At 49.1% G+C, this 25,262-nt stretch carries 23 protein-coding genes; 9 read left to right on the top strand and 14 right to left on the bottom strand.

Annotated elements, in window-relative coordinates; all coding sequences use genetic code 11:
• Nucleotides 1–63: 63 nt before the first annotated feature.
• The 5 genes from ACYVAM_RS09960 to ACYVAM_RS09940 form a co-directional block, all read right to left on the bottom strand.
• On the bottom strand, nt 64–1,005 hold the full coding sequence (locus ACYVAM_RS09960; RefSeq protein WP_461066427.1) for a hypothetical protein: 942 nt from the start codon (nt 1,003–1,005) through the stop codon (nt 64–66).
• A 4-nt stretch (nt 1,006–1,009) separates the two neighbouring features.
• Nucleotides 1,010–1,522: an NADH-quinone oxidoreductase subunit B gene (locus tag ACYVAM_RS09955; protein ID WP_461066425.1), complete on the bottom strand. Its 513-nt coding sequence runs from the start codon at nt 1,520–1,522 to the stop codon at nt 1,010–1,012.
• A 72-nt stretch (nt 1,523–1,594) separates the two neighbouring features.
• Nucleotides 1,595–2,062 carry an NADH-quinone oxidoreductase subunit A gene (locus ACYVAM_RS09950; RefSeq protein ID WP_461066423.1) on the bottom strand — a complete coding sequence of 156 codons (468 nt, stop codon included), beginning with the start codon at nt 2,060–2,062 and terminating at the stop codon, nt 1,595–1,597.
• A gap of 72 nt (nt 2,063–2,134) precedes the next feature.
• Entirely contained in the window at nt 2,135–2,743 is a 609-nt protein-coding gene (locus tag ACYVAM_RS09945) for a porin family protein (protein WP_461066421.1), read from the bottom strand.
• 144 nt (nt 2,744–2,887) lie between these two features.
• Nucleotides 2,888–3,448: a YqgE/AlgH family protein gene (locus ACYVAM_RS09940; protein WP_461066419.1), complete on the bottom strand. Its 561-nt coding sequence runs from the start codon at nt 3,446–3,448 to the stop codon at nt 2,888–2,890.
• A gap of 280 nt (nt 3,449–3,728) precedes the next feature.
• Between ACYVAM_RS09940 and ACYVAM_RS09935 the strand changes: the two genes are divergently transcribed.
• Genes ACYVAM_RS09935 through ACYVAM_RS09920 form a run of 4 tightly spaced genes read left to right on the top strand, consistent with a single transcriptional unit; the run spans nt 3,729 to nt 8,494 of the window.
• Nucleotides 3,729–4,964 (top strand): sulfite oxidase, encoded by a 1,236-nt coding sequence (locus tag ACYVAM_RS09935; protein ID WP_461066417.1) that lies wholly within the window; start codon nt 3,729–3,731, stop codon nt 4,962–4,964.
• 57 nt (nt 4,965–5,021) lie between these two features.
• Nucleotides 5,022–5,441, top strand: coding sequence for a hypothetical protein (locus ACYVAM_RS09930; protein WP_461066415.1), 420 nt, complete (start codon nt 5,022–5,024; stop codon nt 5,439–5,441).
• Between the two features lie 45 nt (nt 5,442–5,486).
• On the top strand, nt 5,487–6,659 hold the full coding sequence (locus ACYVAM_RS09925) for an LLM class flavin-dependent oxidoreductase (RefSeq protein ID WP_461066413.1): 1,173 nt from the start codon (nt 5,487–5,489) through the stop codon (nt 6,657–6,659).
• A 44-nt stretch (nt 6,660–6,703) separates the two neighbouring features.
• Nucleotides 6,704–8,494: a sodium:solute symporter family transporter gene (locus ACYVAM_RS09920; protein WP_461066411.1), complete on the top strand. Its 1,791-nt coding sequence runs from the start codon at nt 6,704–6,706 to the stop codon at nt 8,492–8,494.
• Here ACYVAM_RS09920 and ACYVAM_RS09915 read toward each other — a convergent pair.
• A complete protein-coding gene (locus ACYVAM_RS09915; protein WP_461066409.1) occupies nt 8,482–9,084 on the bottom strand; it encodes a DUF4230 domain-containing protein in 603 nt (200 codons plus the stop codon). The two genes, ACYVAM_RS09920 and ACYVAM_RS09915, sit on opposite strands and share 13 nt — an antisense overlap.
• Before the next feature lie 109 nt (nt 9,085–9,193).
• Nucleotides 9,194–10,477, bottom strand: a complete 1,284-nt coding sequence (gene hemA, locus ACYVAM_RS09910; RefSeq protein ID WP_461066407.1) for a glutamyl-tRNA reductase — start codon at nt 10,475–10,477, stop codon at nt 9,194–9,196.
• A gap of 352 nt (nt 10,478–10,829) precedes the next feature.
• Between hemA and ACYVAM_RS09905 the strand changes: the two genes are divergently transcribed.
• Complete coding sequence (locus tag ACYVAM_RS09905) at nt 10,830–12,023, top strand: sensor histidine kinase (RefSeq protein WP_461067060.1); 1,194 nt, start codon at nt 10,830–10,832, stop codon at nt 12,021–12,023.
• Between the two features lie 84 nt (nt 12,024–12,107).
• Here ACYVAM_RS09905 and ACYVAM_RS09900 read toward each other — a convergent pair whose 3' ends face one another.
• Nucleotides 12,108–12,650, bottom strand: a complete 543-nt coding sequence (locus ACYVAM_RS09900) for a hypothetical protein (RefSeq protein ID WP_461066405.1) — start codon at nt 12,648–12,650, stop codon at nt 12,108–12,110.
• 38 nt (nt 12,651–12,688) lie between these two features.
• Between ACYVAM_RS09900 and ACYVAM_RS09895 the strand changes: the two genes are divergently transcribed.
• On the top strand, nt 12,689–13,858 hold the full coding sequence (locus ACYVAM_RS09895) for an acyl transferase (protein ID WP_461066403.1): 1,170 nt from the start codon (nt 12,689–12,691) through the stop codon (nt 13,856–13,858).
• A gap of 68 nt (nt 13,859–13,926) precedes the next feature.
• On the opposite strand, the gene ACYVAM_RS09890 is transcribed toward ACYVAM_RS09895, so the two are convergent.
• Nucleotides 13,927–15,078, bottom strand: coding sequence for a sigma-54-dependent transcriptional regulator (locus tag ACYVAM_RS09890; RefSeq protein ID WP_461066401.1), 1,152 nt, complete (start codon nt 15,076–15,078; stop codon nt 13,927–13,929).
• Nucleotides 15,079–15,533: 455 nt separating this feature from the next.
• Between ACYVAM_RS09890 and ACYVAM_RS09885 the strand changes: the two genes are divergently transcribed.
• Entirely contained in the window at nt 15,534–16,481 is a 948-nt protein-coding gene (locus tag ACYVAM_RS09885) for an alpha/beta hydrolase (RefSeq protein WP_461066399.1), read from the top strand.
• A gap of 25 nt (nt 16,482–16,506) precedes the next feature.
• Here the strand turns inward: ACYVAM_RS09885 and ACYVAM_RS09880 are convergent, their stop codons facing one another.
• The 5 genes from ACYVAM_RS09880 to ACYVAM_RS09860 form a co-directional block, all read right to left on the bottom strand.
• Nucleotides 16,507–17,034, bottom strand: coding sequence for a DUF2911 domain-containing protein (locus tag ACYVAM_RS09880; RefSeq protein WP_461066397.1), 528 nt, complete (start codon nt 17,032–17,034; stop codon nt 16,507–16,509).
• 285 nt (nt 17,035–17,319) lie between these two features.
• Complete coding sequence (gene uvrB / locus ACYVAM_RS09875; RefSeq protein WP_461066395.1) at nt 17,320–19,341, bottom strand: excinuclease ABC subunit UvrB; 2,022 nt, start codon at nt 19,339–19,341, stop codon at nt 17,320–17,322.
• A 93-nt stretch (nt 19,342–19,434) separates the two neighbouring features.
• Nucleotides 19,435–20,316 carry a peptidoglycan-binding domain-containing protein gene (locus ACYVAM_RS09870; protein WP_461066393.1) on the bottom strand — a complete coding sequence of 294 codons (882 nt, stop codon included), beginning with the start codon at nt 20,314–20,316 and terminating at the stop codon, nt 19,435–19,437.
• 126 nt (nt 20,317–20,442) lie between these two features.
• Entirely contained in the window at nt 20,443–20,712 is a 270-nt protein-coding gene (locus tag ACYVAM_RS09865) for a hypothetical protein (RefSeq protein WP_461066391.1), read from the bottom strand.
• 333 nt (nt 20,713–21,045) lie between these two features.
• Complete coding sequence (locus ACYVAM_RS09860; RefSeq protein WP_461067058.1) at nt 21,046–22,692, bottom strand: GH39 family glycosyl hydrolase; 1,647 nt, start codon at nt 22,690–22,692, stop codon at nt 21,046–21,048.
• 541 nt (nt 22,693–23,233) lie between these two features.
• On the opposite strand from ACYVAM_RS09860, the gene ACYVAM_RS09855 reads away from it, so the two are divergent.
• Nucleotides 23,234–23,857: a TetR/AcrR family transcriptional regulator gene (locus ACYVAM_RS09855; protein WP_461066389.1), complete on the top strand. Its 624-nt coding sequence runs from the start codon at nt 23,234–23,236 to the stop codon at nt 23,855–23,857.
• 69 nt (nt 23,858–23,926) lie between these two features.
• Nucleotides 23,927–25,249 (top strand): TolC family protein, encoded by a 1,323-nt coding sequence (locus tag ACYVAM_RS09850; RefSeq protein WP_461066387.1) that lies wholly within the window; start codon nt 23,927–23,929, stop codon nt 25,247–25,249.
• The last annotated feature ends 13 nt before the right edge of the window (nt 25,250–25,262 follow it).

The following is a 25,262-nucleotide window of genomic DNA, read 5'->3' as shown; positions in this document are numbered from 1 at the left end:
ACATATTGATTTCGACCAAATGGGGCATGTAGAAACGGATTAATAACAGCCGTTCAGGACCACTCAGGAAGCGAGCGGGTTCAAAGGCGGCTCCGGTTCGGATTCGGTCGTGTGCGCAACCGGTGGCGATTTTCGAAGAACAGGGATGGGTTTGGGCAGTGCTTGGTAGCTGATATACGCGGTGCCCAACCACCATACTTTTAGGGCTACACGCGCAAAAATCAACGTTTGCTGAACAATAAACATGATCAAAATGGTCATCCAGCCGCTCATCAGAATCAGATCATCGAGCAGAAAATAGATGCCGAACAGGCCCGTTCCCGCTAAAATCGTTAGCCAGTAGAGGCCGTATGTTCGGGTCAGATTTTGCACAACCAGACGTCCGGCCTGCCCAAAGGCCCGAAAGGCATTGTGCTCATCTTCCCGAAACATGAGTACTTTGGCGTAGTCGCCAATGCACAGGACCAACGTGGCCGTGAGAGCAAAGAGCGCAAAGAAGCCCGCGCCAATCCAGAACAGCCCACGCTCTGTAAAGCTATCGTTGACCGCAACGCTAACCAACGATCCAATGACCAGCCACAGCCCGGCCCCAACTACGACAAAGAGTAACGTAACGCCAAAAAGGCGCAAAAAACGGCCTACATAATGCGCGCACCCCTGCCAGAACAGCCCACTGCTGAATGAATTGTAGGGCTGAGAGAAGCGCAGCAAGATACCTCCCGCAAAAAATAAACTCAGCAACACGTAGAGACTGCCCAGCCAACGCCCTACACTCATTAGTGGGGATATCGTGCGTTGGCTGCGGTGCATAAAGTCCGAGTAAACTGTATAATCGAAGCCTTTCAACAGGTTCATAAAGGCCAGTGAATTCTGGTCTTCTACCTTGAGGGTATTGTAAAACGGTAAGGCAACCAGCAGGCCCAGCACCAGTGTGATGCCGTAAATCAGCCACAGAAGCCGAAACGAACGTCGTGTTTGTTGAAGGGATGTGCGTAGTGCGTTCACGTTTCTAGGAGCTAGCCTGATCTTCTTTAGGGGTAGACAGGGGATGTTCTGTCCTGATTTTTTCCTGCAATTTCAAAAAACCATCGATCAATGCCTCCGGGCGGGGCGGGCAACCTGGCACGTATACGTCGACTGGAATAATTCGGTCCACGCCTTTTACAACATGATACCCGTGCTGCCAGTAGGGCCCGCCACAGTTGGAACAGGAGCCCATGGAAATAACATACCGTGGCTCGGCCATTTGCTCGTAGAGTCGCCGGATACGGTCGGCCATCTTATACGTTACCGTGCCCGACACAATCATAATGTCGGACTGCCGGGGAGAAGGACGCGGAAAGATACCGAAACGTTCGAGGTCGTAACTGGCGGCAAAGGCCTGCATCATTTCGATGGCGCAGCAAGCCAGCCCAAAGCTCATCGGCCACATTGATTTCTCACGCGACCAGTTGAGCAGGTCTTCCGAATGCATCAGAATAACGCTGGCTTCGCCGGTTTTATCAGTTGTCTGAGAGGTCATAATTGGGCAGAGATAAATAAAATCGCGGCTATAAAGCTCCCGAAAATACGATCCTGGCTGGTTCGTAGGGGGTCAGCGTTTGTAGCGTTCGTTTACCTGCTGATACAGTTGAGCTGGTACTTTAGTTTCAACCGATGGTAGCTTGGGTTGCGGTTTTACCCAGTCAAGGTAACCCTTTGCCCATACATAGGCAAGGCCTAGGGCCAGAATGACAACAAACAGAAAGACTTCGGTAAGCGCAAACCAGCCCCACAAACCGCCTGTCTCCGCGATGAGTCGTTCCTGGCCAAATACCGTAGCCCAGGGAAACAGAAAAACCAGTTCAACATCGAACAGGACAAAAACCAGGGCCACGACGTAAAACCGAATGTTAAACTGCACATTGGCATTGCCAGTAGGCTCTTCTCCCGATTCGTACGTACTGTTTTTCTCAATGTTTGGCTTATCAGGGCGCAGCATACGCGCCACAAACAGAACGACGGCAATAAAGGCGAAGGCCGCCAGAATAAACAGCAGAATAATCCCAAAGTCGGAAAGCATGCGGTAGCTGGTTTACGGATTAAGGCTTACGGCGGTCCGCTCTAAACCGTACTCCGTAAACCACCGGTTAACTTACTTCTTCTTTTTCTTCGGGAAAATATTATAAACCAGACTTACCTGAAGGTTCCGGTTATAATAAGACGCCGTTGCTTCGTTGGAAACATTGGTAAACCCGTATACGTAGCGGACGTGTAAGCTGAATTTGCTCAGCATATCCAGAAAATCATAATGAACACCTAACACGGCTCCCAGATCATTTTGAGCACCGGGGCCATTGGTTGAGCCCGAATTGAGCGCATAGCTGAACTCTGGACCAGCCTGTATGGTCAGGCCCTCTGTTGGAATATAACCCAGCAGAATAGGGGCGCTCACATAATAATAGGAATGGCTGGTGGTTGACCGTCCTCCAACCTGTTCCTGTTGAAATGTGCCCCCTTTGACCGCCAGAAGCACTTCGGGCTGAAGCACCAGGCGGTTGTACCGATACCGGTACATAACCCCTATATTCGGCTCCAGCGCCCGCTTTGGAATGTTGACAGTCGTTCCCGAGATAGACACCTGGGTAAATGAAGCCCCTAATTTTACCCCAAAATGGCCACCAATCGGTTTATCACTTTGCGCCCGGATGAGCAGGGGAGAGGTCACTAAAAAAAAGAGAAGTAGTAAGCGAGATGTATGCATGCAGGACTGTTGAAAGGCGACTCGCCTTCAATAACAAGTTTTTATCCGAAACGGCGGACTGCCCGAAACGTCGGACCGCCGTAAAATTGGTGAAAAAAGTTAATAAATCGTTGTTGGCCGTTGGGCCGTCGATGCGTTGACGGGCTAATTAAGCCGGGGATCAACGGGATAATGGGCAATGGATTTATACTCACCTCCCTTACGTTTCAGCACTTCACGCCAGAATTCGGCTGTTGGCGTATCGAACAGAAAATCGGCTTTCGTACGACTGATGATCCAGGCCTTCTGGAGTAATTCGCTGTCGAGTTGCCCCTGGTTCCAGCCCGAGTAGCCGATAAAGAAACGGATATCCCGCTCAGTGAGCGTGCCCAGATTGACCGCCTGTTTAATCTGGTCAAAATCGCCACTCCAGTATAAATCATCAACGACATGGATCGAACCGTCGATTAAATCGGGCCGACGATGAATAAAGTGAAGCGTGTTCTGTTGAACAGGGCCACCAACAAACAGCGGTAAATCCGTGTGAATATCGTCAATAACATCACTGAGGTGAATATCCGTAAGTTGATTCAGGACCAGGCCAAAGGTGCCAACTGCATTATGTTCACAGACTAGAACCACACTACGTTCAAAATTATTGTCGCCCATGTAGGGTTCGGCAATCAACAAATCGCCATTCTTAACAGGTTGCGGAGACGTATTCATGAGTCATAAAGCCGTTAACGATTGTACTACAAAACGTCTTTCTTAGGAATGATATTGGTTAAAAACTGTTAAATACGCTGGTTAACCCGTTAATAATACGGTATTGGCTGGGTTTCCGTTAAAAAATTATCGACAGGGCTTAGGATCAGGCATATGCCCAGGCATTCTGTTTGATTTGTCAGGTCAACGCCCCGAAAAGAAAAAAGTCGAACGCTTATATGCGTGTTGTTAAGCGGCTATTCGCCAACTTTGTCTACTCAAGAATAACTAAACTGAATCTATGCATCACCAGATTCACGATCGGCGGGGATTTCTCCGGAAAAGTGCGTTGGCTACGCTGACAACCTTGGTTGGCACGCACATCGTTTTTGCCGATCGGATACCGCCTTTTTATACTCCTCTGGGGTTCGACTATGATCCGCTCAAAGGAAAAAGCCCGGATATGAAAGTGCTGGGTGATAAACCCTGGAACGTGGAGACGCCTGTTCATTTGCTGGACGATGCCGTCACGCCTGTCGAAAAAATGTTTATTCGCAACAACGGCCTGATTCCCACGGAACCCATTAACCCTGAAACCTGGACGTTGACCATAAAAGGGGAGTCGGTAAAAACGACGAAAACCTACACGCTCAACGATCTGAAAAAACGATTCAAACCCTATACCTATCAGCTTGTGCTTGAGTGCGGAGGCAACGGCCGCTCTGGGTTTGAACCGCAAACGACGGGAAATCCTTGGGATCAGGGGGCCGTTAGCTGCGCTGAATGGACCGGCGTTCGGCTGAAGGACATTCTGGCTGATGTTGGGTTGAAAGAGGATGCTGTTTACATTGGCTATTATGGCAAAGATCCGCACCTGAGCCAGGACCCCACTAAAGTGGCAATCTCGCGGGGTGTGCCGATGAAAAAAGCCCTCGAAAACGAAACTCTTATTGCCTGGGCACTTAATGGAAAGGATATTCCGCTGGCTCACGGTTATCCGCTCCGGCTGGTGATTGGAGGCTGGCCGGCATCGGTATCGGGCAAATGGCTGCATACGATTGCTGTGCGGGACAAAATTCACGACGGGGCAAAAATGGAAGGGCACAGCTATAGAATGCCCATTCGGCCCGTTCAGCCGGGTGAAAAAATCCCGGAGACGCCCGAAAATTTCCGCATCATTGAGTCCATGCCCGTTAAGTCGCTGATCACGTATCCCAAAACGGGTGCTATGGTCGATTCGAAGAAACCTCTCGCTCTTCGCGGACATGCCTGGGCGGGCGATCGAACGGTGAGTGCGGTAGAGACATCGATCGATTATGGCGCTACCTGGCAAAAAAGTAAGCTTCAGGCTCCCAAAAATCGCCTGGCCTGGCAGCACTGGTCCACCGAACTGACGTTCCCTCAGCCGGGTTATTATGAGGTATGGGTTCGGGCTACGGATAGTAGTGGCGTTGCCCAGCCGGTGGTTATTCCACAATGGAATCCCGGTGGTTACCTGAATAATGCTTGCCATCGAATTGCCGTAAAAGCGAGCTAGGACGTCTGCTTAAGGGTAGCCTGTGAGCTTGGAGACTAATGAACAACCTATAACAACATGAAGTACGTAATCGCTTTTTTTCTGATAGGCGTCTTACTGATAAGCCTGGCTAGTTTTCGGAACGTTTCCGTTAGTCAAAAGCCATCGATTGCCAAAGCACCCGTATTGGCTGCCGATACGGTGAAAATTGATGCAGAATCGGGGATGATCAACGATCCCAACCTGATGATGGTCAAAGCGCAGTGTACGGCCTGCCATTCGTCTAAGCTCATTTTGCAGCATCGCTTTACGCGGGCGGGCTGGGTAGAACGCATTCGCTGGATGCAGAAATACCATAAACTCTGGGACCTGGGCGAATCCGAGAAAGTGGTTTTAGACTATCTCGAAAAGAATTATGGGCCCCAGAATGCAGTGAGCATCGGCACGTTTCGGCGTCAGTCATTGAAAGATATTCAATGGTATAAATTACCTCAATAGCTTATTCCAGTCGATCTGGAAAGTCGGCTACGATTATGTTTGCGTATGCTTAGTGAACCTATTCAGGCTGTAGCGGCTCGAACGCAAAAGCGTGTTTGTGAAGTGGCCTGGTTCGATGATTTATGCGGGGGCGACACGGCCTTTCTGGGTACGCTCGACCCTGATCGACGCAGTAATTATGCGCACTGTGCCGATATTCTGAAAACGGCCGATCGCCTGGGCTTCGAAAATATTCTATTGCCGACGTCCTACCTTGTGGGGCAGGAGGTCATTCCATTTGCCAGTGCTATGGCTCCTCAGGTAGCCAATATTTCGATGCTGGCCGCCATTCGTACCGGCGAAATTCACCCACCAATGCTGGCTCGCCACATCGCTACGCTCGATCATCTGTTGCAGGGGCGGCTAACGATCAACATTATCAACTCCGACTTGCCAGGATTGAAAGAAGACCATGCGTTTCGGTATAAACGCTGCGAGGAGGTAATTGACATTCTGAAACAGGCCTGGACCCAGGATCGGATTGAGTTTGATGGAGAGGTTTACGGGAAAATAAGTATGAAAACAGACCCCGTAAAACCCTACCAGCAAAACGGAGGGCCCCTTTTGTATTTTGGCGGTATTTCACCTGGCTCAAAGGAGGTCTGCGCCAAGCACTGCGACGTGTTTCTGATGTGGCCCGAGCCCGAAGATAATATTTACGCAACCATGCAGGACATGAGTGAGCGAGCTGCCCGGCATGGTCGTACCATTGACTTTGGTCTGCGCATTCACGTCATTGTGCGTGAAACGGAAGAGGAAGCCAGAGCCTACACCAAGACCCTGATGTCGAAATTCGATGCTGTTGTGGGCGAACAACTTAAGAGCCGGACGCAGGATTGGCAGTCGGCGGGCGTCCTTCGGCAGAATGAGCTTCGTGCGCAGGCCGACCCCGACGACTTTATCGAACCGATGCTTTGGATGGGTATTGGTCGTGCCCGGTCGGGCTGTGGGGGCGCTTTGGTGGGTACACCCGCGCAGATCATCGACAAGCTAAACCGCTACATGGATATGGGTATTCGGTCGTTTATTTTGTCGGGTTATCCGCTCATTGAGGAGTGTGAGTTGTTCGGTAAACACGTATTGCCGCACTTGCCTAACGTTAAATTATCGGTTGAGCAGGGGCGAACACCGACGACTACTCCCGTTACTCCTCTGACAACCGGTGAATTACGGGTGTAAGATTGCGTCCGTGCTGTCGGGCTGGCTGAACTATATTTCTTAGCATGCTTCAATCCCTGAGTGCCCTCGACCTGGTCGTGGTTGTTTTGCTGTTGTTATTTTTAGTGACAGCCAGTATGTATTCCAGCTTTAAAAAGAAAAGCTCCGAAGAGTACTTCATGGCTGGCCGCTCGCTGAAATGGTATTCCGTGGCCGGGTCTATATTCGGTACGAACATCCATGCCCAGCAGATAATTGGTATGATGGGCATCGGCTATTCGATCGGTTTCGTTCAGAGCCATTATGAGGTTTGGGCCGTACCGGCCATTCTGGTTCTTGTTTATCTATTCATTCCCATTTATCGAAAACGGCAGTTTTTTACTCTTTCGCAATTTCTCGAAAATCGGTACAGCAGCCAGACCCGCCTGGTGTACACCGTGCTGATGATTGCGTTTATTATGATTCAGCTAATTGGCGGTTTTTATATTGGTAGCCGGACGTTGGGTATTTTGTTTCAGGGTACCAGCTGGGAGCTAACCTATTTGCAGGGCATTCTGGTGATTGCTACGGTCACCATCCTCTTTACGGTTTTCGGCGGCATGGAGTCCGTCGTCATTGCCGACAATATTCTCACCGTCGTCATGATCATCTCTGTGCTGTTGATGGGGACGTTAACATACATGCAGCCAGAAATTGGGGGCCTCTCGGGTTTGCTTGCGCTGGATCATGCCGAAGCGAACAAGATGCACCTGTATCTGCCCGCTAACCACCCGAAATTACCCTGGCTGGGTATTTTCACGGGTCTGACCATTCTCAATTTCTTCTATTGGACAACCAACCAGTATCAGGTGCAGCGGGTGCTGGCCGCTCAGACGGAGCGCGATGCTAAGTTAGGTTCAATAGCTGCTGGTTTTCTGAAGTTGATCATTCCGTTCTTTTCGATCGGAGCGGGTACGGCTGCTTTTTATCTGTTCAGAAGCCGTTTTGGGGAAAATGTGATCAAGCCCGACGACACCTTCCTGACGCTCTTGAAAACCGTTGTACCGATGGGCTATGGTTTCGTGGGACTGATTCTGGCCGGGCTGATGTGTGCCATCTTTTCGGCGATTTATTCCATGATGAACTCCGTATCGACCATGCTGGCCTACGATGTGTACCGGAAGTACATGCAACCCAATGCTACCGACAAATCAACGGTTCGGTTTGGGCAACTGGGTGTTTTTGTGATGTGCGCCATCGCGACGGGATTGGCCTACACGACCTTCGATCCAACGTCGTCGGATAATTTTTTTCTGATCTTGGCCAATCAAACCTCGTACCTGAAACCTGGTCTGGTCGTTGTCTTTTTCTGGGGCATACTCTGGCGGAAGACCAACCCCAAAGCGGCCGTCATTGTCCTGATGAGTTCGCCGTTTATTGGCTTTGGCTGCGATTGGCTGTACGATCATGTGCTGGTCGACTCGGCCTGGGTTCGGGAAACCTTCGGTCTAACCCTCAATTTCCTGTATCGGGTATTCCTGATTTTTGTGATCGGCTCGGTTCTGATTGCGCTGCTCAGCGTTTATTTCAACCGCCGGACCGGTCAGGTGAAAGATCACGACATGGCGGTTCCGGTAAATGGAATCGGTAGCGCCTTGCTGCGGTTTTTTCTGCTTCAGCTGCTACCAATCAGTTTGGTGTTTATAAACGTCATTACGCCCCAGCAAGCATCTATTCCGGCTGCTTTGCTGACATTTGCGCTGTTTTGGTGGTACATGAAGCGGGAGAAAGAACCCCTTGCTTTCTACCAATCCGATATTTTTTACGCGGGTATACTGACGAGCGCCATGATGTGGATCATGTATTATTTTGCCTGATCCTGAAAGGTAAAGCCCACTTTTTTGCCGGAAATGCGCTCCAGTAGCGGACGCAATAGCTGGGTAGCGTTCTGTTGGGTCTGGTTCAGAATGCCGCCGGTCAATGCCGATTGTTTAACCTGGTGCTCGGCCTTGCGATAAGCATCGCTTACTAACTGCGATTCGTTCAGGAAGGAGAAATGGGTATCATATACCCGCGACCGGTCGTGGTTGATTTTCCAGCCGCAGAGTTCTGGTTTGGGTAGCTGGATCGTGATTGAATCTGCCATGGTCCTGATATCATTCAGGTTAATCTGGGTAAGGTCGAGGCAACCCGTGGCTTCTCCTTCCACAATCAGAACGGCATTTGCATTGGGCAAAAACGTATTAACCTGCTCGTGTTCAACAATGTCTTTGAACGTGTAGCGTACGAGCTCCAGCTTACCCAGTGTTTTAACTTCTTTCAGGACAATGCTTTGCGTCGTGTTATCGCCCCGCCGGAAACGGCTCAGTAGTGTATTGCCCCGTATCTGCTCCCAAATGGCGATCAGACCAGCCACGAGCACAGCTATCAGGAATAAGCGGAACAGGGTATTGATGAGTCGGGACATGGTCTATGGATGAGCCGGTAAACGTGCCGTGGTTCAAGGGAGCCGTATAAACGTAAAACTCCTAAACCGATACCGATTCAGGAGTTTTAATAACGGAAAACTATATGAATTAATACGTGTGTTTCTGCTCGTCGACGGATTGCTTCTCCAGATCGAACAAATCATTCAGCACATCGATAAGCGTTTCAGCTTCGCCCCGTTTACAGGCAGCTTTGAGTTGAAGAACGGGTAGTTTAATGATCTTCTGCATAATACCCCGGGTAATCTTCTCTATTTTCTCTGACTCGTTGGGGGTAAGATGCTTCATATGGCGGGCAATTTCGTCGCGACGAATTTGCTCCAGCGCATTCTTTAATTTATTGATCGTGGGCGACACGACCATTTCTTTCGACCAGTCGCCGAACTCGGCCACGGCCTGTGTAATGATTGCTTCGACTTTGGGAATAGCCGCCAGACGTTGATTCAGCGCTTCGTCGGCCCGGTTACGGATATGGTCGATGTTGTAAACGAGTACACCCGGAATTTGCTCAACGGCCGCATCCACACTGCGAGGGACCGATAAGTCGATGAAATATTTGAATGTCAGTACATTCACGTCCTGAAGCAGTTCGGGCGTAATCAGTGGGTCATCACGCATGATGGACGAAATGATCACATCGGCCCGACGAATTTCATCGGTCAGGTTCGAAAAGTCGGCTACCCGGAATCCGTATTGGCTGGCCAGCACATCGGCTTTGGCCTGCGTGCGGTTACACAGTGTGATGTTTGTTAAGTTCCGGGCTTCGAGGTTTTTGCAAACGTCGGTTCCAATTTCACCCAGACCAATGACCAGCACATTCGGATTCTGTTTTTCGCCGATCAACTCATCGATCAGCTCGACAGCTGCATAGGAAACTGAAGCGGCTCCATCGCGGAACGGTGTTTCCTGGGCTACCCGTTTGTTGGTGAAGAAAATCGTATGCATGAGCCGGTGTAAAAACGGCCCGGCCATATCTAAATCAGCCGACCATTGATACGATTGCTTCACCTGATTGGGAATCTGCATGTCGCCGACAACCTGCGAATGCAAGCCGACGCATACTTCAAACAAATGCCGCACAGCGTCGTTATGCGCTGCGAAAAACTGGAAATAAGGCAAATAGTTATCGGTATCGGTCAGGCCTTTTTCAATGAGCAACAACCGGGCAATATCGGCGTTCAGGTCCTGTTCAAAGGCGTAATAGACCTCCGTACGGTTGCATGTTGAAATAACCAGCAAATCGGTTAACCCAAAAAAGTCCCGCAACCGAAGCATCAGTCGCTTGGCCTCGTCTTCGTTAAGTGCAATTAGTTCACGTACCTGCAGAGGTGCCGTTTTATGCGATAAACTAATTGTTTTGAAGGTGTCTAACATTATGGTAAATCACGCAAATTGGCTTGTAGCCTTGACAAAATTACGGCATTATTGCCGTACATGAACATACCCACGGCAATCGAATTTGCTATTTAGAATTCGTCCAAATAAATGGCCAAATTCTTTGTTCAATCCTATTCAAATTGGTAACGTAATGGCCTGGCTGGTGGTTCGGTTTTACACAATTAAAGCGCTTTTGCCGTTTATAAAGTAAGGCTAGAGAGAAGGTTGCCCAAGGCTGAAAAGCAACCAGCTGTTTAGTCGCCTGATACGCCTACTTTTACACGACCACACGAGCCGCTTTTAGACAATGGTCCTTTCGATCATTGGTACAGAAAAGCAGCAGAACCCTATGCTGAAGTCATTTGATATTTACAATCAGAATAACATTCTGAAAATTATTGTGGCCCTCAATCTGCTTCTGGTTGGAACAGGGTCCGTGCTCTACACAAACCGACTGATCAATAAGCTGGAAGCCCGCGAAGAGCAGTATGTAGAACTCTATGCGAAAAGCATTGCGTATCTGGTCGATTCGAGCCACGTCGATGCCGGTGACCTGACCTTTGTAACCAGCGAAATTCTGGAAGCTAATAGTACGATTCCGGCTATTTACATAGACCCCGATGGCCAGATAGCTATGCAACGAAATATTGAAGTCCCGGCGGAGTATACGCCCGAGGAAACCGAAAAGTTTCTGCGTCAGAAAACCATCGAGATGCGTAAAAAACACCCGCCATTGATTGTGGAGATGGGAAATGGCGTTCGTGGCCTCGTCTATTATACCAACTCGAATCTGTTGCGGCAACTGACATACTTTCCCTATGTTTTATTGCTGATTCTGGCCGCCCTGGGTGTGTTGGCTTACCTGGCCTTCAGCTCATCGCGACGGGCAGAGCAAAATCGCGTCTGGGTTGGATTGGCCAAAGAAACTGCGCACCAGTTAGGCACACCCATGTCGTCGCTCATGGCCTGGGTCGAGTACATGCGTTCCGATCCTGACCAGTTCGACGGCTCGATCACGGACGAAATTGAAAAAGATGTTCAACGATTAGAGACGATTACGGCGCGTTTTTCGAGCATTGGTTCAGTGCCAACGCTGAAAGAGGAGAATGTAAACGATGTTGTTCGGCAGTTTACCGATTATCTGGGAAGGCGGATCTCAACGAAAGTAAAAATGAGCGTTACCAGTCAGTTGCCGCCCAACCAGATGGTCCGAATCAATAAATTACTGTTTGAATGGGTGATTGAAAACATCTGCAAAAATGCCGTTGATGCCATGAAGGGCGTGGGCGAACTGCGGCTAAATATGGTGCCGTTGCCCCACGATGAGGTCGCCATCGACATTACGGATAACGGCAAGGGAATTTCCAAAGCAAACATGCAGAAGGTATTCTCTCCCGGTTTCAGTACCAAAAAAAGGGGATGGGGATTAGGCCTGACGCTGGCCAAGCGCATTGTTGAAGAGTACCACAATGGCCGACTCTACGTCAAAAGCTCGGAAGTGGGAAAAGGCACAACGTTCCGAATTATCCTGAATAAAAAGTAAGACGTCATTTACGTTAGCCGGCTCACCCACAACGTAAATGACGTCTTACTTTCGGTGATGTAACGTCTGAAAATCCTTAACAGCTTATTGAGTCCAGGGTACCGAAATAGTATCGGTTTCAACGATGTTACTGACGTTCAGAGTACGGTCGCGAATTTCAATCTGATACTTAGTGGGGTAAAATCTAAAACCGGAACCGTACTGGTAAATCTGATTGAAGTCAAGGGATCCCTCAATAGCCCCCTTAGGCTTGCCCTTCGTCAGATCGGGAATATAAAGTGCATTGTTGACGGCTAATGTTTCTTCCTGATACTTCTTGTTAATCAACCGAAACGTTCGGATGCGGTAGCTTCCCCAGTTGCCGTTTGTGGCGTACTGAAGGGAGTCAGCTTTAGGCAAGGGAATGCTGTTGCCAATGTTGCCATCGCCATCCTTAAAGCCGATGGTGATTACAACGGAGTCCCGCTTTCCTTTACCAACACCCTTACCGGCTTCAATGGTGTATTTGAAGATACCTTTGTAATCAATGGCAGGCGTGTTGGAGTAATTGGGCTCGTTAAAGCAAGAAGATAAAGTGAGGGCTATGCCTACTACGAAGAAATACGGTTGAATTAGTTGCCGTCGCATACTGTTGTATTCGTTGTGCAATAAACGCTTTTGTTATTTTGTCTTTTTTATCAACACTTCCAGCCGAGACCGCTGCACGTCGGCAATCACTTCGGCAACAAATTCTGACGCTCAGCGCTGGTCAGCCCGTCCGCGAGTCATTCGATTCGCTGGCATTAGCCGTTTTTCGATATCAGGCGGTTCATAACCCTATTTACGCAGCCTATGTACGTCACCTGAACGTTCTGCCCGAAACGATCACGAATGTCAGGCAAATACCGTTCATGCCGATTGGTTTTTTTAAAACACATACGGTTCTGACCGGTATCAGCACGGACTCAAAACTGGACCGGCCCGACTCAATGCTCACCTTTGCCAGCAGTGGTACCACTGATCGTAGTATCGGTCCTGTCGTAACCAGCCATCATGTGGTACCTGACCCGGCTCTGTATGATGCCATCAGCACCCGGATTTTCGAGCAGACGTACGGCTCGCTCAGCAATTTCCACATTCTGGCCTTGCTGCCGTCTTATCTTGAACGAAATAACTCCTCACTCGTGTATATGGTTCAGCGATTTATGGAGCAAACTAACTCAAATCAGTCTGGTTTTTTTCTTCATAATCACACGGAGCTGACGGACCGGCTCCGGTATCTTTCCCAACAGCCTGACCAAAAACAGATTTTGCTGATTGGTGTGACGTTTGGCCTGCTGGACTGGGCCGAGTCGGCCTCTGATTTGTCATTTCTTGGCCAGCTTCCCCGCCTGGTCATTATGGAAACCGGCGGTATGAAAGGCCGTCGACAAGAACTCCTCCGCGAGGAGGTACATGAAATTCTGACCGATCGATTGGGCGTTAGCACCATACATTCCGAATATGGCATGACGGAATTACTTTCCCAAGCTTATTCGGCGGGTGATGGCATTTTCAAGCCTAGTTCAACCCTTCGCGTCTTGTTGCGCGATATAAATGACCCCTTTTTCATTTATCCAGATGATTCCCCTCACACCGGGTCACGCCAGACCGGGTCACGCCAGACCGGCGAGCGTCGCACCGGCGGGATCAATGTTGTCGATCTGGCAAATTTGGATTCGTGTTCATTCATTGAAACGCAGGATTTGGGGCAATACGTTGACGAAGAAGGCGGATTGGTACCGGGTAATTTCCGCGTTATCGGTCGCTTCGATAATTCCGACGTCAGAGGGTGTAATTTGCTTGTTATCAACTAGATGGCTGTAAATAACAAAGTTGTTCGTACACATGATAAAGTACAAACAACTTTGTTATTTACAGCCATCTAAGCATATAACTTCACGTCATCCAGCATGATCTCGTCTCCGCACATGATGACCAGGCGTTCGATAACGTTACGCAATTCGCGCACATTACCCGACCACGGCAGCGATTGCAGAAAGCTCATCGCATCGGGTGAAATTTCTTTCGCGGGAGCACCATATTCGGTGGCTATATCGTGAAGAAACTTATCCGCCAGGAGTGGAATGTCGCCCCGCCGTTCGGTGAGGGGAGGAACGTGAATCATGATGACACTCAGGCGGTGAAACAAATCTTCCCGAAAATTGCCATTAACGATTTCCTGCCGCAGGTCTTTGTTGGTAGCGGCAATAACCCGTACGTTGACTTTGATTTCTTTGTCGCCCCCAACGCGCGTAATTTTGCTTTCCTGCAATGCCCGAAGCACTTTTGCCTGTGCCGACAGGCTCATATCGCCAATTTCGTCCAGAAATAAGGTGCCACCATCGGCTTGTTCAAATTTGCCCACGCGCCGTGCAGCGGCACCCGTGAAGGCTCCTTTTTCATGGCCAAACAGTTCGCTTTCAATCAGTTCGCTTGGAATGGCAGCACAGTTTACCTCAACGAGTGGCTGGTTTGCCCGGCTGCCTTTTTCATGGATCTGTTTGGCAACCATTTCTTTCCCCGATCCATTGGCACCCGTCACGAGTACCCGTGCTTCGGTAGCGGCAACCCGATTGATCGTATCTTTAACTTTCTTGATTGATTCGGACTCGCCGACAATTTCGTTCAGTTTATAGATGCGTTTTTTGAGCGTTTTAGTTTCCTGAACCAGCTTCGCCCGGTCAATAGCGTTACGAACAGTAATCAGCAGCCGATTTAAATCGGGGGGCTTGGTAATGAAATCGAAGGCACCACGCTTCGTTGCTTCAACTGCGTTTTCGACGTTACCGTAAGCCGAGATCATAATGATCTGCGTACTCTTTTCGGCTTCGCTGACCTTCATGAGCAGTTCCAGTCCATTCAGTTTGGGCATTCTAATGTCGCATAAAGCTACGTCGTAGCTGGTGCGCATGATCATGTCCAGTCCTTCTTCGCCGTCTTTCGCTTCGTCAACATCGTAGCCTTCATACTCTAAAATATCGCGTAGAGCCGCCCGAATAGGTTTTTCGTCGTCCACGATAATCAGTTTGGCCATACAACTGGAGTGAATTTAAACAGTAGGTATTAAGTAAGTAAAGGTAGCGGTAGTGAATCTGGTAACGTTCTTTTGTTAAAGAGTCGTTGATAACTAGCTAGTTACTACTAATTCGATAATAAAGTAACGATTCGCTACTACTTAGTATAGCCCGAAAATAGGGGATTTTGCATCGGCATACGTTATACTAGGTCTGAAATTTGCTAAAATCTCCTTTCTTTTTCATAAAGTAGACCAATACCATACACTGAGCCCACGTTTAAACGTATAATACATAAAGAAGGACTTGACCTCTGAAGTCGTAAACATAACCCGTTATTGGCTAAACAATAAATAAGCGCTGGTTGGTGGTATGCCTGTTTCCTGTAAATAAAACACCAATTCAGGCGCCGGCTTACTGCATGGCTGCTATTTCCTTATAAATTGAACCAGAATTCAACCGTTTCCTGAAATTAATGGCTGTACGTAGGTTACTGATTTGCTTATTGATGGCTCTGGTGGTTCAGACGGTTTCGGCCCAGTCGCGTCGGCGGGCCCAACTGACGGCCCCACAAACGAATGGTCCTGTTCCGGTAGTAGCGGCCCCACAAGCCCGCTTGCTGGAAAGTATGACAATGAATAGTTCACTGATGAACCGGGCTGTCAAGTTTTCTATTTACCTGCCCCCTGATTATTATGTGTCTAACCGGCGTTATCCGGTTGTTTATCTGCTTCACGGGTACGGCGATAATGAAACAAGCTGGGTTCAATTTGGCGAGGCTGACCGCATTGCCGACACAGACATTAAATCGGGCGAGTTACCGCCCATGATCATTGTCATGCCCAATGGCGGGGCAACCTTCTTTGTGAACGACTACCAGAATAAAGTTCGCTACGAGGATATGTTCGTGCAAGAGCTAATCCCGCACATCGACTCGTCATTTCGAACCCGAACGCAACGGGAATTTCGGGCTATATCTGGTCTGTCGATGGGCGGCTTCGGGTCGTTGGTGCTGGCCATGCACCACCCTGATCTGTTTGGTTCCTGTGCGGCTCTCAGTGCCGGAATTCGTACTGATGAAGGGTTCATGAACATACCCGACGAACGATATAACCTCGTTTTTGCCCCTGTTTTCAGTGGTCCTGCTAAAGGCGAAGAGCGACTAACGGTTGCCTGGAAACGTAATAGTCCCATTACGCTGGCTAAATCGGCTCCAGAGGGCGATCTGTCAAAAGTGCGTTGGTATATTGACTGTGGCGACGATGATGCCCTAACCGTAGGTAATTCTGTATTACATATGGCGCTGCTCGACCGCAACATTCCGCACGAGTATCGGGTCCGCGATGGGGGGCATACCTGGACATACTGGCGCACCGGGCTGCCCGATGCGCTCAAGTTCATTGCTGCCAGCTTTCACCGGTAGCTTTAGCTAAAAATTAGTGCGATGATTACCGTTTCTGGATTGGTACAACGGCTTCTGTTTCCTCCCATGCCAATACCATATCGACTCCGTTGGTTGCTGGTCGGAAGGTGATATAAAATTGCTCGGACATGGGGCTGTGCTTCTGCGAAACGACGGGTACGCGCAGAACGTCCTTTGTCTGGTCATAATTGGTGCCCCATTGACCGGTTTCGCCATTAAAAATAGCAATCCAGCCATTCTGCGAAGGAATAGTCCACAAGGAGTACTCACCTTTGTCCAGGGGTTGTCCGGCCACGATCACATTCTGATCGAAGTCAATAACGGTAGCCTCGTTGGCACCCGTGCGCCAGACCTGGCCGTAAGGAACCAAACCGCCAAAAATCTTACGGCCTTTCTTATAGGGTTGGCAATAATCTACTTTAATATTCAGGCCGTTCTGATCAATTTGTGCTATGGCTTCAGGACTGCTGGATTTAGTCCAGCTACGTAGCGTAAAAAAGCCGACGAGGGCTATAGCGGCAATGACACCGAGAATAATAAGGATACGTTTCATGGCTATTCAGTGATTTTATGCTGACAGATTGCAAGGTATGAAGTTTTTATAACTTGCGAACTTTCGTATGGTTTCCACCAGGCCAGAATGGCCAATATTGACTACCCACTTGTTTATCTAGACCTGCGCAAGGGCGAAACCGAGCCAATAGTTGCACTACTCACCGTGCATAAAATACAATGAGGTGACACGGCCGAACCGCATCACCTCAAGGTAGGGGTCGAGGCTCTCACCCCAACCGATGTAAAGACAAAGAGTAATGAAATAGTAAGCAAATGGTGAATCCTAAGCCGTTTCCTTTTTCAACTTATCCCGCAGTTGGAACAACTCGTCGCGCAGGCGAGCCGCTTCCATAAAGTCGAGGTCTTTGGCGGCACGCTCCATTTTCGATTGGGTTTCGTTGATCACTTTCTCCAGATCCCCTTTGCCCATGTAACGCACGACCGGATCGGCAGCAATCCGGATCTCTTCGGGCTCCACATAAAAATGTTTTGCCTTCGAATCGGCCACTTTGGTCTGACCCATAATGGCTTCACGAGACTTCAGAACGGTCTTCGGCGTGATACCGTTGTCCGTGTTATACTCCAGCTGGATAGCCCGGCGTCGATTGGTTTCGTCAATGGCTTTCTCCATGGAGCCCGTGATCCGGTCGGCATACATAATCACCTTACCATTCGCATTCCGGGCTGCGCGGCCAATCGTCTGAATCAATGACCGAATGTCGCGCAGGAACCCTTCTTTGTCCGCATCCATAATGGCAACCAACGACACTTCGGGCAGATCAAGTCCCTCGCGAAGCAGGTTGACGCCCACGAGCACATCGAAGTTGCCCAGTCGTAAATCCCGCAGGATCTCGACGCGTTCCAGCGTTTTCACCTCGGAGTGGATGTAGCGGGTTTTTATGCCTACCCGATCCAGGTATTTGGTCAGTTCTTCGGCCATGCGTTTGGTCAGCGTCGTGACCAGAACCCGTTCTCCACTTTTGATACGGGCGTCGATGGATTCGAGCAGATCATCGATCTGATTCAGGCTGGGGCGTACTTCGATTTCGGGGTCGAGCAGGCCCGTTGGCCGGATAAGCTGTTCGACCACCACGCCCTCACTTTTCCGAAGTTCGTAGTCCGATGGTGTAGCCGATACGTAAATGGCCTGACCCGATAAATCCTCAAATTCCTGGAACGTAAGCGGTCGGTTGTCCATGGCCGAGGGCAGGCGGAAACCATAATCCACGAGGGCGGTTTTTCGCGAGCGGTCGCCCCCCCACATGGCCCGAATTTGCGGAATTGTCGCGTGGCTTTCGTCGATCACCATCAGGTAATCGTCCGGGAAATAGTCGAGGAGGCAGAAGGGACGCTGGCCTGGTTTCCGTTTATCAAAATAACGGGAATAGTTCTCAATACCCGAGCAGTAACCTAATTCGCGCATCATTTCGAGGTCGAACTCCGTCCGTTCGCGTATGCGGGTGGCTTCCTGTTCCCGAAACTCCGATTCGAAGTAACGTACCTGCGCCACCATGTCATCCTGAATCTGGTACATGGCATCGTTGAGCGTGTCGCGTCCGGTTACGAAAAGGTTGGCCGGGAATATCGTTACGATACTTTCAGCCGATATTTTTTTGCCCGTGCCGGGGTCGATTCGCTGTATCGTTTCGATCTCGTCACCAAAGAAAATGACACGATAGGCAAAATCGGCGTAGGCGACATACAGATCGACCGTGTCGCCTTTCACGCGGAAGTTGCCCCGTTGAAATTCACCTTCTGTTCGGCTGTAGAGAATGCTGACCAACTGGTGTAAAAACTGGTTGCGGCTCATTTGCTGACCGACGCCAATTGTTACCACGTTTCGTTTGAACTCTTCCGGATTGCCCATGCCATAAATGCACGATACCGAAGCTACTACAATCACATCGCGCCGACCGCTCATCAGGGCCGAGGTGGCCGCCAGCCGAAGTTTGTCGATTTCTTCGTTAATGGCCAGATCTTTTTCGATGTACGTATTAGTGGTAGCAATAAAAGCTTCCGGCTGGTAATAATCGTAGTAGGAGATAAAGTACTCGACCGCGTTTTCCGGGAAAAACTGTTTGAATTCACCGTAGAGTTGGGCCGCCAGGGTTTTGTTATGGCTTAGTACAAGCGTTGGCCGGTTGGTTTGTGCAATGAGGTTAGCGACCGTGAAGGTCTTTCCCGAGCCGGTTACGCCCAGAAGTACCTGTGCTGGCTCACCCTCGTTTACACCTTTCACCAACTTTTCGATGGCCTTTGGCTGATCGCCGGTTGGTTGAAATTCAGAGGTTAGTTTAAAGTCCATTATTGCCGTTTAGAATCTGGCTAATTTACGGAAAATCGGGCTGGATAACAAGGGTGGTTTAGAAATTAGTCGCCTGTTCATGGGTGACTGATTTCATAAGCCGTCGATGGAAAAAACATCTAGCGTCGTTTTTTGACTGTTCCGCACGCGGGCGTAAACGGCTGTTCCGTTGCTGCCACCCTGCGTATCGGTATTGCCTTCAATCGTTTCGATAATATCACCAGATACCGCCGTAATCAGCCCCGTGTGAAACCAGTCGGTTGGCTGGTTTGCCTCATGCGCCTTGGCGCGAAGCAGAAACAGATCGCCGGGTTGGATCTGCCGGGGATTCTTTCGTAAGGTTTCACTTGAAATCAGTCGACCATTTTTCTGACCACTCAGGGCCAGCACATCGCAGCTTAATGTGTGAGGCATAATGTTGGTAAAATCACGCCCAACGTTCGAGGCTGCCTGATCCAGAATGGATTGAACAAAACCAACGCACCACTTGAAAGGAGATCCATCAAAGCCATCGCAATAACTACGTACCCAGGGGCCTAGGTTCTGTGCCGCCCCAGTTCGTAGCTCTGCTGAACGCTGTTTCAGATGCGTTTGTGCAAGCTGGACAATGGCCTTGCGAAGAGGTGTACCCGTTGATTTCTGCTGGAAACCTGTAGCCAACGGTGCGCTTAATTTGCTGAAAAGGTCAGGCGATACCACTCCCGTTTGGGCCGTTTTCAAGAGGACCTGGAAATTTTGCACGGCTCGTTTGGTGGCTGGGCCAAACTCACCATCGAGGCTGGTGGAGAGGGCTGCGTTTGGGTAACGTAAGGCATTGAGGCAGAGCCATTCCTGAACCCGCCGGACGTCGGTTCCGGTGCTTCCTTGCTGAACCGTAGCCGTAAAGAGTAACTCATGTTGAAAGGCAGTTTTTAGCATGTGCGTGAGGTAATGGCGGATGCCGTCAAAAGAAGCAGGCCGGAATTTCCTACGCATGGCAACGTTATGCCAGATTATGCTTTTCCTGAATGACTATCTGCTTATGAGAAACTGGTTATAAGTGGCATAGACTTAATCCTGGAAATGTCCTCCCCGGGCAATCTGTCCGGGGAGACCGCTCTTTTATTGACTAGATTGTAATGGGTCTGCTTCATTGAAATCCAGTTGATCTAAATAAGGGTCTAACCGTTTCAATTGTGTAAAAGAGCAGATGCAGGTCAATTGGCTATTTGTATTGTCGTAACAGACTTCGGCAAAAAAGTTATTAAAGCTATAAAGCCGACGAGTTCGGCAAAAGTCGGAACGAGTGGCCAGGGGCACGCCCCAGAGTTTTAAAGCCCCCTGTCGGATCAACAGGGGTTGACGGTCATAGGCTTCTCTTGTTATATTCATAAGCGGAAAAGTAAGGGCGGTTAACGTATCTTTTTATAGCGGTATCGACTAGTGGATGGGTTTTCTTAACCACGCTCCTTTAGAATAGTTCGGTAAGGACCTTACAGGGAAGGCTAGTAATAACAACTATGGAATCAGTCTTGCGGCACTGGGGCGTAGCCGGGCATACGGAGAAAAATAAAAAAAACAGCCACTATCTAACCAGATAGCGGCTGTCGTATCTCACCGTAATGTATTTGTAATTGAACGGTTTACTGTTTACAGAGGGCTTTGTTAGTTGGCAGGCGAAATAATGAGGAAGCGGTCCCGCTGGAAGTGAGCAAACAGGTGGCACTACCAGGTCAGCTTTACCAAGGATACACCCTGTCCAGGCAATAAAAAAGGTATATCGATATTACCATTTTTGACGTTGAGCCACGCCGGAGAAGTCAATAGCTGCAACTGCCCGGCCTTTTCCAACTCGGCAACCTGTTCGGCGGTTGGCGATTTTGGGGAGCCCATTTTCTTCCATACTTCGTAGGCGTTACTGAAGTGCTGGTCGATGCGGTAATGCTGGATAAATACCCGTTGGCCAGGAATGCCTTTTAGTTTCACAGTCACCGGTGCATCAGGTCCCAGCACGTTGTCGTCGTGGTAATTCCAGACCAGCACCGTAGCGGATTTGCTGTCTTTGGCCGCCAGGGCGTTAATATCCCGTTCACCACGGACACTCTCCTTTTTGATTTTGGTAAAATCATACGCCAGGTCGGTGTTGATTTCCACGCGATTGCCCTGCATCATGCCGAACATCCGAAACACATTCAGGACGGGTTTATCGACACCATTGGTAGCCAGGTCCCGAAATCCCCGGAACCAGGGCTGATCTTCAAACTCGAACGCCCAGGTTACGGCACCCAGCAGGTTGACTCCCCGTGCCTTAGCCAGATCATATTTCCGGGCAAAAGCAGCCGCCGTATAGCTGGAATACATGGTGCCATTGCGATAGGCATTTTCGGGGTGCAGGTCTTCCGAACAGGCCGCGCAACCTTCCGGGTCCGACTCGCCGATGATAATCGGCAGGTTTTTTAGGGTAGGGTAGGAAGCTACAATTTCGAAGCCTTTATCAATATCACGGAATTGGGTTCCCATGTTCATCTGCACCACGCCATTCACCAGTTTAGGGGAGCCTTTGGCATGGAACGTAACAAAGTCGAGGGGCGCACCAGTTTTGCCCGTAACCGCATTGGTCCCGCTCACAATATGATCCATAAAGGCCCGGAAAAACTTGGCGGAGCCTTCACTACCTGGTCCGGTCACTTCGGGTCCGCCCATCTTGGCGGTCGGTAGTGCCCGCTTAACGGCGTCGGAGGTGTAGTCATACAGCTTAATGTATTCCTCGACGGTGCCTTTCCAGTAGCCGATATTGGGTTCATTCCAGAGTTCCCAGTACCAGCTTTCCACTTCCTTCTGGCCATACCGGGATACCGAGTGTTTAACCCATTGATAGACCAGCTCACTCCATTTTTTGTAATCTTTTGGCGGGTACGCCCAGCCGGTATAGATGTCATTGTACTGATTGCCAGGGCCCCAGTTGTGTTTATAGGGCTCGGGCTTCGTCGAGAGGGCTTCGGGCATGAAGCTGATCTGAGCAATCGGTTTCATGCCGCGCTCAATGTAGGTGTCGAATATTTTGTCAACGATTGTCCAGTCATAAACCGGGTTGCCGTTTTTATCTTCGGTATAGGCATTGGTCGATCCCCATTTCAGTGCGGCCTTGCCATCACCCGTAACCAGCAAACTATGCGCTCGCACATACACGGGACCAGGGCTCAGATTGGCGATTTCGGATAACAACTTTTTACCGTCTTTCATGTACGTATAATTTGGCTCGTCGTAGCCAAACCAGGCCCAAATGGGTTTCAATGGCTCTTTTGTTTTTGATAGATCAACCCGAATGTCAACGGGTTTAGGTTGAGCAATGCCGCCAGCGATAGGGAACATACCCAGCAGCAGGATAGTACAAAAAGGCTTTGTAAAGCGGAGCATACGAATTGGTTGAAACATAGACAGAAGGTATCGAACAGGAAACTTACCGAAGCAAACTTACTCAAGGAGATGTCGTTATGAAGGCGCTGCTGGACTAGGGCTGCCATCAAAAATAAACTGTTCGGATGCAAGGATTCTACTCGGATCTGTTATCCGTAAGACGGAGAAAATGGTTGTTTACCTACGATACGTGTGTTTATTTGCGCGCTAGTTCAACTAAAGATTTGTTCCGGCTGCTTTTTGGTCCACTTATTTTCGCTGTCTGCCACTATCAATCGTTTAGTTGACTGGTTATTAACTAACTGTACATTAATGAACGAGATGTTTTTTAATGAATGATTAAGGCTGCGTAAACGTTATAACTGTGGTATTTTTTACTTTTTAGGTAAATTTTATAAGATAAACAGGAATTTAATCAAATGATTAAAATTTTTGATTAAATCAGTTGATTTATTTAGCTCACTCATTTACTTTTGACCTTACAACAAAGCACGACATGAACGAAACCGTATTATCCACCGAAGAACGCATAAAAGAGGCTGCAAAAGCGGTGTTCCTGGAGAAAGGGTTTGATGGTACAACCACACGAGATATTGCTCAGGCTGCCGGGATCAACAGCGCCCTGATGAATTACTACTTCCGTAGCAAAGAGAAGTTGTTTCAATCCATCTTCGATGACATGTGTCATTTGATGTTCGAAGGAATGATCGACACCTTTAAGCAGCCGATCAGCCTGAAGGAAAAGATCTCGGCCCTGATCGATCATCACTTCCAAATGATGCGGTGTAACCCGAGCTTAAGTATATTCGTCATGAACGAGTTACATAAAAATCCTGAGCGGATGGCGGCTACCATCGGCATGGCCAAAAAAATACCCGAATCCATATTTAAGCAGCAGGTAGAGCAGGCTGTTGAGGAGGGAATTATTATTCCGATCGATGCTCACCATATTATGACCATGATCATCGCTAACATTCAGTTTTTGTATGTTTCTAAGCCAATGACCATGCTAACCCAGGGGTTCGATGAGGAAAGCTTTAACAAGTTTGCCAGACAACACATGATTTATGTGAAAGAGATGATCTGTGAGTATCTTTTTAAAAATCAGGATAAAACCTGATTTTTTTTGCCCTACGTTTAATCAAATGTTTAAATTAAATGATTAGTTAAATCAAACTGATAAATGAAGATGAAGCCGTTAACGAAAGTGCTAAGCGGGGTAAGCGTTTTGCTTAGTTTGGCCGCTCAGGGGCAAAACAGCCTTACGCTTGAGCAATTGATCGATAAAGCGCTGGTTAACAACCTGAGCGTTCAGGCTGCCCGATTCGATGAAGCGAAAACTGAAGCCCGGATTGCCGAAGTAAAAGCGGGAGCTCTTCCATCTGTTGGCCTGACTGGTGATTATAAACGGTATCTGAAAATACCCGGCCAAGTCGTACCCGCATCGGCCTTTGGTGGCCAGGAAGGCACCTATCAGGTACTCGCTTTTGGATTGCCGTACAATCTCTCTACGTCCGTACAGGCATCGCAGGCCATTTATAACCCCTCCCTGACGATTGGATTGAAGGCGGCTAAAACGAGTCGTGAAGTATCGACACTACAAACCCGGCAAACGAAAGAAGATGTGGCCTACAACGTGGCGGCTACCTATTATAACCTGCAAACGACTGCCCAGCAAATGGCTTTTCTGCGCCGGAACCTTGTTTCCTCGGATCGGCTGATTCAGATCACGGACCTTCAACGGCAGAATCAACTCGCGAAAGGAGTGGATGTCGATCGGTTGCGGTTGAGCAAAATAGCGTCCGAAACACAAATCGAATCGTTGCAGGCCAACTATAACCAGTTGCTCAATATGCTGAAGTACCTGACCGGCACGCCCCAGTCCGAGCCGCTTACGGTTCAGACAACCATCAACGAAAGTACTCCGACGGTTACCCTGGATGCGCCCGCCATTAACCGTACCGATTTGCTGCTGCTGGATCGGCAGAAAGCGCTGAATAGCCTCGATCAGCAAAACATTAAGGCGGGCTTTATTCCTACCGTCTCGGCGTATGGGGTTGCCAATAGTACCGTGTATGCGACGGGTGGTGAGTATTCGTATATCAAAAATGTACCGGGCTACTGGCTGGGACTACAACTTAACTGGAGTGTATTCGATGGTTTTGCCCGCAAAGCGAAACTGACGCAAAGTCGACTCGACAATCAGAAACTCGATACGCAACTGCAACAAACCCGTGAGTCGATCACGATGGACATCACGAATGCCAGGAACAAACTGCTGGTGGAACAACGAAACCTGACAACGAACGGCGCGCAGGTTAACCTGGCCGAAAAAATATATAGCCAGACACAGCTACAATTCAAGGAGGGTACCGTGAGTGTCAGTGAGGTTATTCAAACGGAAGACGAACTCCATAATGCACAAAACAACTACTTAAGTACCCTCGTGAAGTTCCGCACAGCCGAACTCGACTGGAAGAAAGCCACGGGAAATCTCATTGCCACTAACTAACAAACACAACCTG

Source organism: Spirosoma horti (genome assembly GCF_054776595.1).
Note: the sequence above shows the minus strand (reverse complement) of the source record. Positions and strands in the feature narration are given on the sequence as shown.